General features: G+C 65.8%; 12 protein-coding genes. 6 read left to right on the top strand and 6 right to left on the bottom strand.

Annotated features, from left to right (window positions below; all coding sequences use genetic code 11):
* Window positions 1–14: 14 nt before the first annotated feature.
* The gene (gene hutU, locus ACSFA3_RS17535) at window positions 15–1,748 is read right to left on the bottom strand and encodes a urocanate hydratase (RefSeq protein WP_435506758.1); all 1,734 of its coding nucleotides are present in this window, start codon (window positions 1,746–1,748) and stop codon (window positions 15–17) included.
* A gap of 276 nt (window positions 1,749–2,024) precedes the next feature.
* On the opposite strand from hutU, the gene ACSFA3_RS17530 reads away from it, so the two are divergent.
* From ACSFA3_RS17530 to ACSFA3_RS17505, 6 genes are read left to right on the top strand one after another with little or no spacing between them, the layout of a single operon-like run.
* Window positions 2,025–2,939 carry a glycine betaine ABC transporter substrate-binding protein gene (locus ACSFA3_RS17530; protein ID WP_435506757.1) on the top strand — a complete coding sequence of 305 codons (915 nt, stop codon included), beginning with the start codon at window positions 2,025–2,027 and terminating at the stop codon, window positions 2,937–2,939.
* Window positions 2,940–2,958: 19 nt separating this feature from the next.
* Complete coding sequence (locus tag ACSFA3_RS17525; protein ID WP_435506756.1) at window positions 2,959–4,449, top strand: HAL/PAL/TAL family ammonia-lyase; 1,491 nt, start codon at window positions 2,959–2,961, stop codon at window positions 4,447–4,449.
* Window positions 4,446–5,066: an ABC transporter permease gene (locus ACSFA3_RS17520; RefSeq protein WP_435506755.1), complete on the top strand. Its 621-nt coding sequence runs from the start codon at window positions 4,446–4,448 to the stop codon at window positions 5,064–5,066. Before ACSFA3_RS17525 ends, ACSFA3_RS17520 begins: the two co-directional genes overlap by 4 nt.
* Window positions 5,063–5,713 carry an ABC transporter permease gene (locus ACSFA3_RS17515; RefSeq protein ID WP_435506754.1) on the top strand — a complete coding sequence of 217 codons (651 nt, stop codon included), beginning with the start codon at window positions 5,063–5,065 and terminating at the stop codon, window positions 5,711–5,713. The genes ACSFA3_RS17520 and ACSFA3_RS17515 overlap by 4 nt, the downstream gene beginning before the upstream one ends.
* Window positions 5,710–6,669: an ABC transporter ATP-binding protein gene (locus ACSFA3_RS17510; RefSeq protein ID WP_435506753.1), complete on the top strand. Its 960-nt coding sequence runs from the start codon at window positions 5,710–5,712 to the stop codon at window positions 6,667–6,669. The genes ACSFA3_RS17515 and ACSFA3_RS17510 overlap by 4 nt, the downstream gene beginning before the upstream one ends.
* Window positions 6,669–7,403: a UTRA domain-containing protein gene (locus ACSFA3_RS17505; protein ID WP_435506752.1), complete on the top strand. Its 735-nt coding sequence runs from the start codon at window positions 6,669–6,671 to the stop codon at window positions 7,401–7,403. The genes ACSFA3_RS17510 and ACSFA3_RS17505 overlap by 1 nt, the downstream gene beginning before the upstream one ends.
* Here ACSFA3_RS17505 and hutH read toward each other — a convergent pair.
* From hutH to ACSFA3_RS17480, 5 genes are read right to left on the bottom strand one after another with little or no spacing between them, the layout of a single operon-like run.
* A complete protein-coding gene (gene hutH, locus ACSFA3_RS17500; RefSeq protein WP_435506751.1) occupies window positions 7,358–8,944 on the bottom strand; it encodes a histidine ammonia-lyase in 1,587 nt (528 codons plus the stop codon). The two genes, ACSFA3_RS17505 and hutH, sit on opposite strands and share 46 nt — an antisense overlap.
* Before the next feature lie 40 nt (window positions 8,945–8,984).
* Entirely contained in the window at window positions 8,985–9,719 is a 735-nt protein-coding gene (hutC, locus tag ACSFA3_RS17495) for a histidine utilization repressor (RefSeq protein ID WP_435506750.1), read from the bottom strand.
* A gap of 10 nt (window positions 9,720–9,729) precedes the next feature.
* Entirely contained in the window at window positions 9,730–10,524 is a 795-nt protein-coding gene (locus tag ACSFA3_RS17490) for an ABC transporter ATP-binding protein (protein WP_435506929.1), read from the bottom strand.
* A complete protein-coding gene (locus ACSFA3_RS17485; RefSeq protein WP_435506749.1) occupies window positions 10,509–11,291 on the bottom strand; it encodes an ABC transporter permease in 783 nt (260 codons plus the stop codon). Before ACSFA3_RS17485 ends, ACSFA3_RS17490 begins: the two co-directional genes overlap by 16 nt.
* A complete protein-coding gene (locus tag ACSFA3_RS17480) occupies window positions 11,288–12,253 on the bottom strand; it encodes an ABC transporter substrate-binding protein (protein ID WP_435506748.1) in 966 nt (321 codons plus the stop codon). Before ACSFA3_RS17480 ends, ACSFA3_RS17485 begins: the two co-directional genes overlap by 4 nt.
* Between the last annotated feature and the right edge of the window lie 54 nt (window positions 12,254–12,307).

Here is a 12,307-nt window from a genome sequence, read left to right as displayed (position 1 = left end):
CTTCTGGCTCCTGTTCAGGCCTTGTGGATCATGGGAAGGTCGAGCTTGTGCTTGCGGGCCGTGGCGACCGCGATGTCGTAGCCCGCATCCGCATGGCGCATCACGCCGCTGGCCGGGTCGTTCCAGAGCACGTTGCCGAGTCGCTTTGCCGCTTCGTCGGTGCCGTCGGCCACGATCACCATGCCGGCATGCTGCGAATAGCCCATGCCGACACCGCCGCCATGGTGCAGGCTGACCCAGGTCGCGCCGCCTGCCGTGTTGAGCAGCGCATTGAGCAGCGGCCAGTCGCTGACCGCGTCGGTGCCGTCCTTCATGGATTCCGTCTCGCGGTTCGGGCTGGCGACGGAGCCGGTGTCGAGGTGGTCGCGACCGATCACGATCGGCGCCTTGAGCTCGCCGTTCTTCACCATCTCGTTGAAGGCCAGCCCCGCGATGTGGCGCTCTCCAAGTCCGAGCCAGCAGATGCGCGCCGGCAGGCCCTGGAAGGCGATGCGCTCGCGTGCCATGTCGAGCCAGCGGTGCGTGTGCTTGTTGTCCGGAAACAGCGCCTTGATCTTCGCATCGGTCTTGTAGATGTCCTCCGGGTCGCCCGAAAGCGCAACCCAGCGGAACGGTCCCTTTCCTTCGCAGAACAGCGGCCGGATGTACGCAGGCACGAAGCCGGGAAAGTCGAACGCGTCGGTCAAGCCTTCGTCGAACGCGACCTGGCGGATATTGTTGCCGTAGTCGACCGTCGGCACGCCCATGGCCTGGAAGTCGAGCATGGCCTGCACGTGCGCCACGCACGACCTGGCGGCGGCCTTGGTGAGCGTCGCGTGCTGCGACGCATCCTTCATCGCGGCCTGCCATTGCGGCACGGTCCAGCCGGCCGGCAGGTAGCCGTGGATGAGATCGTGCGCCGAGGTCTGGTCGGTCACCAGGTCGGGCCGGATGGCGGTGCCGGCCTTCACGCGACGCGCGAGTTCCGGGACGATTTCCGCCGCATTGCCGAGCAGTGCGATCGACACTGCTTCCTTCTTCGCCGTGTGGTGCGCGATGAGAGCGAGCGCGTCGTCCAGGTCCTCCGCCTGCTTGTCGACATAGCGCGTGCGCAGCCGGAAGTCGATGCTCGACTGCTGGCATTCGATGGCCAGCACGCAGGCACCGGCCAGTACACCGGCCAGCGGCTGCGCGCCGCCCATGCCGCCGAGGCCGGCGGTGACGATCCAGCGGCCCGACAGGTCGTTGCCGTAGTGCTGGCGACCGGCTTCGACGAAGGTTTCGAAGGTTCCCTGCACGATGCCCTGCGCGCCGATGTAGATCCAGCTGCCGGCCGTCATCTGGCCGTACATGAACAGGCCGGCCCGGTCGAGCTCGTGGAACTTCTCCCACGTGGCCCACTTTGGTACGAGGTTGGAGTTGGCGATGAGCACGCGCGGCGCGTTGAGGTGCGTCTTGAACACGCCGACAGGCTTGCCGGACTGGATCAGCAGCGATTCGTCGTCTTCCAGCTCTTTCAGCGACGTGAGGATCTGGTCGAAGCAGGCCCAGTCGCGCGCCGCACGACCGATGCCGCCGTAGACGACCAGCGCCTGCGGGTTCTCGGCGACTTCGGCGTCCAGGTTGTTCTGGAGCATGCGGTAGGCGGCCTCGGTCAGCCAGCTCTTGCAGTTCAGCGTGGTGCCGCGCGGGGCGCGGATCACGCGGGTCGGGTCGACACGCGGATCTGCGGCAACGGCAATGACGGCAAGATCTTCAGGTGCGTTCATGGGAATCTCCGGATTTGTAGGTCGATGTCGCTCAACTGGTATAGACCACTATAAGTTTTATCGGACAGACGATCAACAGCGCGTCAGCGATGCACCAATTTCACGCCTCGGCACCGGCCGGCATACGGAATCGAGCAATAACTGCGCCATGATTGCTTTTGCCGATCTGCCCTGCGACTGCCGAGTGGAATAGACCACTTCGGTGCACAGGCATGCGGCTTGCTTGCAGATCCCCTGCCGGCCCGACCACGCATCCACCGATTCACGGAGACTTCGATGACGACACCGCACGCTGCCGCCACTTTCCCTTCACGCCCGCTCTTTCCCTTGCGGACAGCCATGGTCGCTGCGCTGGCAATGGGCTGCGTCGCACTTGTCTCCGCGCAGACAGTGCGGGTCGGGTCGAAGAATTTCACCGAGCAGTTCGTACTGGCCGAACTCTACGCACAGGCTTTCGAGGCCAACGGCATCAAGGTCGAGCGCAAGACCAACCTCGGCGGCACGCTGATCGCGCACAAGGCGCTCGAGGAAAAGCAGATCGACTTCTATCCCGAGTACACAGGCACGATGCTGCTGGTCGTGCTCAAGGCGGCACCCATGACCGACAAGCAGGCCGTCTACGACAAGGTGAAGACCGCCTATGCAGCCAACGGCCTGGTGGTTCTGACGCAGGCGCCGATGAACAACACCTACGTGATGGTGATGAAGCCCGAAGTCGCCGCCAAATACAAGCTGGCCACGCTGTCGGACCTGACCAAGGTCGGCAAGGAGCTCAAGCTGGGCGCCGGCCCAGAATTCCGCGATCGCAAGGACGGCCTGCCGGGCCTGAAGGCGACCTACGGCATGGAGTTCAAGGAAGACCTGCAGCTTGCCATCGGGCTGCGCTACCAGGCGCTGAAGAACGACCAGATCGACGTCGTCAACGGCTACTCGACCGATGGAATGATCGCGGCCATGAAGCTCACGCGGCTCAAGGACGACAAGAATCTGTGGCCGCCGTATTTCCTGGCGCCCGTCGTCCGCAAGGAAGCGCTGGACGCGAATCCAAAGCTTGCCGAAGTGACGAACAAGGTCAGTGCGTTGCTGGATGACGCGACGATGGCGCGCCTGAACTACCTGGTCGACGGCGAGAAGGAAGAACCCAAGGACGTGGCGAAGGCGTTCCTGAAGGAAAAGGGCATCGTCCGCTGAGCGGCGCCGGCGCCAGCCCATGATCACATTCGATGGATCGGTCGTCACGCTCGACCAGTTGCTGGCGGTTGCGCGCGGTGGCGAATCTGTCGCCGTCGGTGCAACGGTTCACGAGCGCTTGCGGGCTGCGCGCGAGGTGGTCGACCGGCTGGTGGCTTCCGATACCCCGATCTACGGTCTCAACAGCGGCCTTGGCGCCAATGCCGGCCAGCTTCTCGACCCGACGCAGCGCACGCTCTACCAGGCACGGGCGATCCAGGCACGCAGCGTCGGCATTGGTGCCCAGGCGCCGGCCGACAGGGTACGGGCGACGCTTTTCGTACGACTTGCCGGACTTGCCGCGGGCGGCTCCGGCATTTCCGTGCCTGTCTTCGATGCGCTGCTGGCCATGCTGAATAACGGTGTGTGCCCCGTGATTCCCACGACCGGCTCGATTGGCGTGGCTGACCTGCCGCAAATGTCGCATGCGATGCTGGTGCTGATCGGCGAAGGACATGCGGAATTCCAGGGCAAGCGGCTGACCGGCGCCGAGGCGTTGCGCCGCGCCGGGCTCGCTCCCGCCGTGCTCGGACCGAAGGACGGACTCGCGCTGATCAGCGCCAATGCATACACGGTCGGCAGCGCGGCGCTGGCCCTGGCCGATGTCGACAGAGCGATGCACATGCTCGACCGCGCGGCCGTGCTGTCGATGGAAGGCTTCCGCGCCAACCTGTCGCCGTTGCGGCCCGAGGCACTCGTCGCACGTCCGGCACCGGGCGTCGAAGAAAGCGCGGAACGTGTTCAGGCGTTGCTGGCCGGCAGCGACCTGTGGCGCGAAGGCGTCGCGCGCCGTCTGCAGGACCCGATCTCCTTCCGCTGCGTGCCGCAGATCCATGGCGCGGTGCTATGGGCTTTCGATCAGGCGACCGCTCACGTCGAGGCCGAACTCAACGGCGCGGGCGACAGTCCGCTGGTGCTGCTCGAAAGCGGCACGCTGATCTCCACCGGCAACTTCCACGTTCCCGGACTTGCGATCGGCATGGAAGCGCTGGGCCTCGCGATGGCGCAAGCTGCCTCCGCCTGCGTGCAGCGCTGCCTGCGCCTGTACTCTCCGTCGTCCAGCGGACTGCCGCTGCAGCTCACGCGGCATGGCCCGGCGCACTCCGGCTTCGCGACGATGCAGAAAACGCTGACCGCGCTCTGGAATGCGATCCGGCATCTGGCGAATCCGGCCTGTCTCGACTTCTTTCCGCTCTCCGAAGGCGCTGAAGACCACGCGCCGATGGCTCCGCAGGTCGTCGACAAGACCGCGCAGATCGCCGATGCGCTGGTGTCGCTGGCAGCCATCGAGTTGTTGAGCGCGGCGCAGGCGGTCGACCTGAGCAATGTCGACATCGACATCATCGGCATCGGAGCGCGCCGGACCTACGACGATGTGCGCGCCCATGTGCCGATGCTCGACGAAGACCGGCCCCTCGGTCCCGATGTCGATCGGGTCCGCGGACTGCTGCTGGCCGGCGAGTTCCGATGAAGTGGTTCCTCAACAACTGGGACCAGGTGCTGCAGGCGCTGGCCGAGCACATCCTGGTTTCCGGCTCGGCCCTGCTGATCGCCTTCGCGATCTCGCTGCCGATCGGCATCTGGGCGGCGCGCAGCACGCGCGTGATGGCGGTGTCGCTGGGCATCACCGGCGTGCTGTACACGATCCCGACGCTTGCCCTGCTGGCATTGCTGATCCCCATCGTCGGCCTCGGCAAGACCAACGGCATCCTCGCGATGGTGATGTTCTCGCTCATGATCCTGATCCGCAACATCGCGACCGGCATTCGCGGCGTGCCGCCCGAAGTGGTCGACGCCGCACGCGGCATGGGCATGAGCGGTGCGCAGGTGCTGCGCCGCGTGGAGCTGCCGCTGGCACTGCCGGTGATCCTGGCCGGCCTGCGCGTTGCGGCCGTCACCGTCATCAGCATCACCGTGGTCGCGGCTTATGTGAACGCGGGCGGGCTGGGCACCATCATCTTCGCCGGCATGTCGAACGACCACACGCCCAAGATCTGGGTCGGCGCGCTCACCGCCTGCCTGCTGTCGGTGCTGGTCGACGTGCTTCTGTCGATGATCGAGACACGTGCGAGGCGGGCCACGCAATGAGCCTCCTCGCGCAGACCTGGGACCTGCTGATGGCCAACCCGGCGCGCTTCGGGGCCGCCCTTTGGACGCATGTGCTGCTGTCTGCGCTCGCGCTGCTTGCCGGCGCGATCGTCGCGGTGCCGCTCGGCGTGCGGCTGGCGCTGTCGGATCGCCATGCGCTGCTGGCGATCAACCTGGCCAATGTCGGTCGCACGCTGCCGTCGCTGGCGGTGCTGGCGCTTGCAATGCCGTTACTGGGCACCGGCTTCGTTCCGTCGCTGTTCGCGCTGACCCTGCTCTCGTTGCCGCCGATCCTGCTGAACACCTACACCGGCGTACGTGGCGTCGATCCGGACGTGATCGATGCGGCGCGCGGCATGGGCATGCGCGAGGGCGAGATCACGCGCCGCGTGCGGCTCCAACTGGCCCTGCCCCTGATTTTTTCCGGCCTGCGCACCGCTGCGGCGCAGGTCATCTCGGGTGCCACGCTTGCGGCCTACATCGGCGGCGGTGGGCTCGGCGAATTCATCACGTCGGGCGTCGCGATGATGGCGATCCCGCAACTGCTGCTCGGCGCCATTCCGGCCACGCTGCTGGCCATCGGCGTCGACACGCTGTTCGGCCGCCTGCAGAAGACGATGACTCCCAGAGGACTGCTGACTTCATGATCAAGATCGAGGGGCTGACCAAGCAATTCCCCGGCACCGCGCGCCCTGCGGTGGACCATCTGTCGCTCGACATTCCCGAGGGTGAACTGTGCGTGCTGATCGGTTCGTCGGGCTGCGGCAAGACCACGACGATGCGGATGATCAACCGCATGATCGAGCCCGACAGCGGCCTGATCGAAGTCAACGGCCAGGACGTGCGCGCGCAGGACCCGGTGGCGCTGCGGCGCGGCATCGGCTACGTGATCCAGCAGACCGGACTGTTCCCGCACCTGCGCATCGGCGACAACGTCGCGACCGTGCCGCGCCTGCTCGGCTGGGACGAGCGTCGCATCCGTGCGCGGGTGGAGGAGCTGCTGGTGCTGGTCGGCCTTGCACCGGAGCTGTACCGCGACCGCTATCCGCGCGAGCTGTCGGGCGGGCAGCGCCAGCGCGTCGGCGTGGCCCGCGCGCTGGCTGCCGACCCACCGGTCATGCTGATGGACGAGCCCTTCGGCGCCATCGACCCGATCAACCGCACCATGCTGCAGGACGAGTTCCTGCGCATCCTGCGAAAACTGCGGAAGACGATCGTCTTCGTCACGCACGACATCGACGAGGCGCTCAAGATGGGCGACTGCATCGCCATCCTGCGTGACGGAAAGGTGGTGCAGTACGCGACGCCGGATGCGCTGCTTTCGTCGCCTGCGGACGATTTCGTGGCTTCGTTCCTCGGCAACGGTCGGTCGCTGAAGCGGCTGGCGCTGGTCACCGTCGGCCAGGCGATCGAGCCGGTCGCTGCGCAGTCCGGTGCGCCGGCCATCTCCGCTGGCAGTTCTCTGCGCGAGGCGCTGGCGCTGCTGCTGGAGACCGGCGCTTCGGAGCTGGCCGTGCTCGATGACCAGGGCCGGCGCAGCGGGCGCATCGGCTTCGAGACGGTGCGCGAGATGTCGAGGGCCGCGCATGCGGCCGAAGCGTGATGGCGACCGAATCCGCACGCCAGAAAACCAGCTACACCGAGGTCAAGGCGGCCATTCGCGAGGCGATCGAGCACGGCGGCTGGAAGCCCGGATTCAAGTTGCCGTCGGAGCGCGAGCTGGTCGAGCAATTCAGGTACGCACGCATGACCGTGCGACGCGCGCTGCAGGAGCTGCAAGCAGAAGGACTGATCGAACGGCGCCACGGCTCGGGCTCCTACGTCGCCGACCTCCAGCCGATCTCCAACATCCTGAGCGTCAAGGACATCCGCGAAGAGATCGCGGGCCGCGGCCACAGGCACACCAGCGTGGTGCTTCTGCAGACGCGGCTCAAGGCCGGAAAGCAGATCGCCGAGGCCATGCGCTGTGCGCCGGACATCGGCGTTTTCTGCTGCCAGGTGCTGCACTTCGAGAACGGCACGCCGATCCAGTTCGAGGAGCGCTTCGTGAACCCGGAGGTCGTGCCCGACTTCCTTTTGCTCGATCTCGACGCGCAAACGGCATCGCATCATCTCTTCGAACGGGCGCCGCTGACTGCCGCCGAACAGGTCGTCGAAGCGGTGAATGCCGATGCGCTGCTGGCCGGGCATCTGCGTGTCGAAACCGGCGCAGCGCTGTTGCGGGTGTCGCGGCGGACGGTGTCGCAGGGTCGGGTGGCCTCGATCGCGCGGCTGTATCACCCGGGTGCGACCTACCGGCTGATCGGCGTGTTCTCGGCGGCGCCGCCTGCGGCATAGCTGGGCAGGACCTGCAACAACGCTTCCGGCCACGAGCAGGTCAGCGCCCAACGCCGCATCGCTTCCACATCCGTCGCCATGAAACGGTCGCGATCCAGGAAGGCGACCTGCTCGCGGATGCGCGCGAATTCGGCCTCGACCAGCGGCGAACTCTCGAGTCCACGCTTGAGCTCGATGCCCTGCGCCGCAGCCATTGCCTCGATGCCGACGACCACAGCCGTGTTCTGCACCATGTCGCCCAGCCGGCGCGCCGCGAAGGTGGCCATCGACACGTGGTCCTCCTGATTGGCGGATGTCGGCAGGCTGTCGACGCTGGCCGGATGCGCCAGCGACTTGTTCTCCGACGCCAGCGCCGCCGCCGTGACCTGCGCGATCATGAAACCGGAATGCAGCCCGCCATCCCTGATGAGGAAAGGCGGCAGACCCGACAGGCCGGTGTCGAGCAGCAGCGCAATCCTCCGCTCGGCGATGGCGCCGATCTCGGAGATTGCCAGCGCCAGGATGTCGGCCGCGAAGGCGACCGGCTCGGCATGGAAGTTACCGCCGGAGATGACTTCCGCAGCGTCGCCGTCATCGCCGACGAACACCAGCGGATTGTCGGAAGCCGCGTTCGCCTCTGTCACCAGCACGCGCGCCGCATGCGTCATGTTGTCGAGGCAGGCGCCCATCACCTGCGGAATGCAGCGGACCGAATACGGATCCTGCACGCGGCCGCAGTCGGCATGCGACGGGACGATCTCGCTGCCTTCGAGCAACGTGCGGATCGCGCCCGCGACCGCCATCTGCCCCGGTTGGCCGCGCGCAGCGTGGATGCGTGCATCGAACGGCTTGATCGAACCCTGGATCGCTTCGAGCGACAGCGCGCCGGACATCAGGCCGGCGGCGAAAACGTTCTCTGCGCCGAACAGGCCGGCAAGCGCCAGCGCGGTCGACACCTGCGTGCCGTTGAGCAGCGCGAGGCCTTCCTTGGGACCGAGCACGAACGGTTCGAGGCCGATCTGCCGCATCGCCTCCGCGCCGGTGATCTCGATGCCTTCAACGGTCTTCGCAGCGCCCTCGCCGATCAGCACGCAGGCCAGATGCGCGAGCGGCGCGAGGTCGCCCGACGCGCCAACCGATCCCTTGGCAGGAATGCGCGGCACGATGCCGGCGTTGAACAGCGCCAGCAATGCGTCCACCAGCTCGGGACGCACGCCCGAATGTCCGCGCGCAAGGCTCACCGCCTTGGTCGCGAGCACCAGCCGCACCACGGCGGCATCGAGCGGCGCACCGGTGCCGACGCTGTGGGAGAGCACCAGATTGCGCTGAAGCTCGGCCAGATGGTCGTTGCCGATGCGCGTGCTGGCGAGCTTGCCGAAGCCAGTGTTGATACCGTAGACCACCTCGTCGTTTTCCACGATGTGGCGCACTGCAGCCTGCGCGGCACGCATGCCGTCGAAGGTCGACGGATCGAGCGACAGCGTGACGCCGCCGGCGTGGATACGGCGCAGGAGGGCCAGATCGACCTGGCCGGGGGTGAGGATGGTGTTTTCGGTTGTCATGTTGCTCCCTTTTTTCTGGTGAAATCGTTCGCGTGGCCGGCTACGCCACCGGATTGCCATCGGATCGAAACCGGCTGCCGAGCCGGTAACGCGACGCCGGGTGCAGGCACCGCACCCAGGTCACGGGCGTGTTGCGCGTCCAGGTGCGGCGCGTGAGCAGCAGGCAAGGCTCGGTCGCGACCATCGCGAGTCGCGCGGCCTGTTCGACGCTCGGCAGCACTGCATCGACCAGGTGCTCGATCTGGTCGAACGGCACGTTGTGCAGCAGGTACTCGCTCGGCGTCAGCTTCGAGAAATCCTGAGTTAGGAAATCGGGCGCGATGAGCGGGTTGACGTAGCGGTCCTCGAGCTGGACCGGCATCTCGTTCTCGCGGTGCAGGCAGACACTGTGAAAGATGGACTCGCCGGCGCGCAGGTCGAGCCATGCCGCCACGTCGGGCGAGGCCGCGACACGCTCGACAGCCAGCATCTCGCAGCGGTAGTCGTGGCCGCGCTGACGGATCTCGCTCGCGATATTGGCGATCTGCAGCAGCGTCGACTGCGGTTTGTTCTCGGCCACGAAACTGCCCACGCCGGCGACCCGCACGATGCGGCCCTGGTCGACAAGTTCGCGCAATGCGCGGTTCACGGTCATGCGCGAGATGCCGAATTGCACGACCAGTTCGTGCTCCGACGGCAGCCGATGTCCCGCCGGCCATGTGCCGTCCTGGATGCGGCGGGAAATGTGCTCCTTGACCTGCGCATAGAGCGCGAGGGAAGGCAGGTCGCGCTTCATGCTCGAAAGCTCAGTGTTCGGCGGATGCCATGGATTCGGCGCGGATCTCTTCGGTCAGGCGCGCCTTGAGTTCCATGAACTCCGGCGATGTCTTGATCGTGTAGTGGCGCGGATGCGGGAAGTCGACCGCGATCTCGGTCTTGATGCGGCCGGGCCGCGCGCTGAACACGGCGACGCGGTTGGCCATGAAGATAGCCTCGTCGATGTCGTGGGTGACGAAGAGCACTGTCTTGCGCGCCGATTCCCAGATACCGAGCAGCAGCTCCTGCATCAGCACGCGCGTCTGGTTGTCGAGTGCACCGAAAGGCTCGTCCAGCAGCAGCATCTTCGGGTCGTTGGCCAGCGCGCGTGCGATGGCGGTGCGCTGCTGCATGCCGCCGGAAAGCTGCTTTGGAAAGTGATTCTCGAACCCGCGCAGTCCGACCTTGGCGATGAAGAAATCGCTGCGCTCCTTCTGCTCGGCCTCGCTCATGCCGCGCTCGCGCAATCCGAAGCGGATGTTCTGCGCGATGGTGAGCCACGGGAACAGCGTGTAGCTCTGGAACACCACGCCGCGATCCGCACCCGGGCCTTCGATGATCTTGCCGTCGAGCCGCACTTCGCCAGTCGTCGGAAAGTCGAGCCCGGCGACGATGCGCAGCAGCGTCGATTTGCCGCAGCCAGATGGGCCGAGGATGGTGACGAAGTCGTTTTCCTTCACCTCGAAATCGACCGGCAGCAGCGCCTGCGTGCGCTGGCCTTTCCGGCCTTCGAACACACGCGAAACGCCCTGGATGGAAAGCTGGTTCTTCACAGGGTGCTCCAGGCGAACAGACGGCGGTTCAGCGCCTTGAAAGCGAAATCGGACACGAGGCCGATGATGCCGATCACGATGATTCCGAAGATGATCTGGCCGGTGTTGAGCAGCGCCTGACTGTCGGTGATCATGTGACCGATGCCCGACGACGAGCCGATCAACTCGGCCACGATCACGTAGGTCCAGGCCCAGCCGAGCACCAGCCGCAGCGTCTCGGCGATGCCGGGCGCCGCACCCGGAATCAGCACCCGCTTCACGATGCCGCGGCTGTTCGCGCCCAGCGTGTAAGCCGCCTCGACCAGGTCGCGCCGCGCACCGCCGACGATGACCGCGACCATCAGGATGATCTGAAACACCGAGCCGATGAAGATCACCAGCAGCTTCTGCGTCTCGCCGATGCCCGCCCACAGGATCAGCAGCGGAATGAACGCCGACGCCGGCAGGTAGCGGCAGAAGGAAACGAAAGGCTCCAGGAACGCTTCGACCGGCTTGTACGCGCCCATCGCGATGCCCAACGGCACCGCGACGATGGCCGCCAGCACAAAGCCGCCGAGCACCCGCCACACGGTCATGCCGATGTCGTGGATGAAGTTGTATTCGGTGAAGAGCAGCCAGCCTTCCTTCACCATCGTGACCGGGCTGGCCAGGAAGGTCGGCGACACGAAACCGCCCAGCGTGAAGCCGGCCCAGACTGCGACGAACAGCACGAAGAAGCCGACGCCCAGCAACCAGCGCGCGCCGCTTCCGACCGGTTCGAGCGGTGCGAAAACCCTCATTTGATGAAGGATGCGTCGAAGGTCACGGCCAGGTTTTCAGGCGCCTTGCGGATCACGCCGGCTTCCAGCAGGATCTTTTCGGCTTCCTTCATGAAGGCCGTGAGTTCGCCGGCGAAGAACTTCTGGTTGGCTGCCTTGTCCTGCCAGCGCAGATAGGCCGACGACTTAGCGAACTGCTCGCCGGTCTGCTTGACTGCAGCGCCCATGATCTCGTTGGCCTTGACCGGATCGGACTTGATCATCTCCAGCGCCTCGAAGTACGAGTTCGTCAGCGCCTGCGCTGCCTTGCCATTGGCCTGCAGCCACTTCGGCGCGCAGCCGACCGTGTCCATCACCATCGGGTAGTCGAGCGTGGTTGCGAGGATCTTGCCGGCGTCGGGGTTGGCGCGCACGGTCGACAGGTAAGGCTCGTAGGTCATGGCGGCATCGTTCTGGCCGGCGACGAAGGCCTGCGCCGCGGCTTGGGGCGACAGCGTGGTCGTCTTCACGTCCTTCAGCGTCATGCCGTTCTTGTTGAGCATCCAGGCCAGGCCGAAGTACGGTGCCGTTCCGGGCGCATCGACACCGATGGTCTTGCCCTTGAGGTCGGAGAACTTGGCGATATCGCCGCGCACCGCGATGCCGTCGGCGCCGTAGGACTTGTCCATCTGGAAAATCTGAACGATCGGCACGCCGTTGGCGTTCCAGGCGACATGCGTCTCGACCGTGGTCGCGGCGCACTGGATGGCTTCGGCAGCCAACGCCAGATGGCGGTCCTTCTGCGGAATCATCTTGATTTCCACGTCCAGCCCGTTCTTCTTGAAGATGCCGGCCTTGTCGGCCAGCGTGAGCGGTGCGAAGCCGGTCCAGCCGGACATGCCGAGAACGATCTTCGTCTCCTGTGCGGACGCGATGCCGGTGGTTCCTGCAGCGACTACAGCCGCGGCGACCAACGCAGAGACTTTGACAACCATCTTGACCATGAGGTACTCCTGGATTTCCGTTTGATGAGCATTGTGTTCAGTCGATGGACTTGT

Origin of the sequence: Variovorax glucosi (assembly GCF_051216695.1) — a bacterium.
Classification (GTDB): domain Bacteria; phylum Pseudomonadota; class Gammaproteobacteria; order Burkholderiales; family Burkholderiaceae_C; genus Variovorax.
Note: the sequence above shows the minus strand (reverse complement) of the source record. Positions and strands in the feature narration are given on the sequence as shown.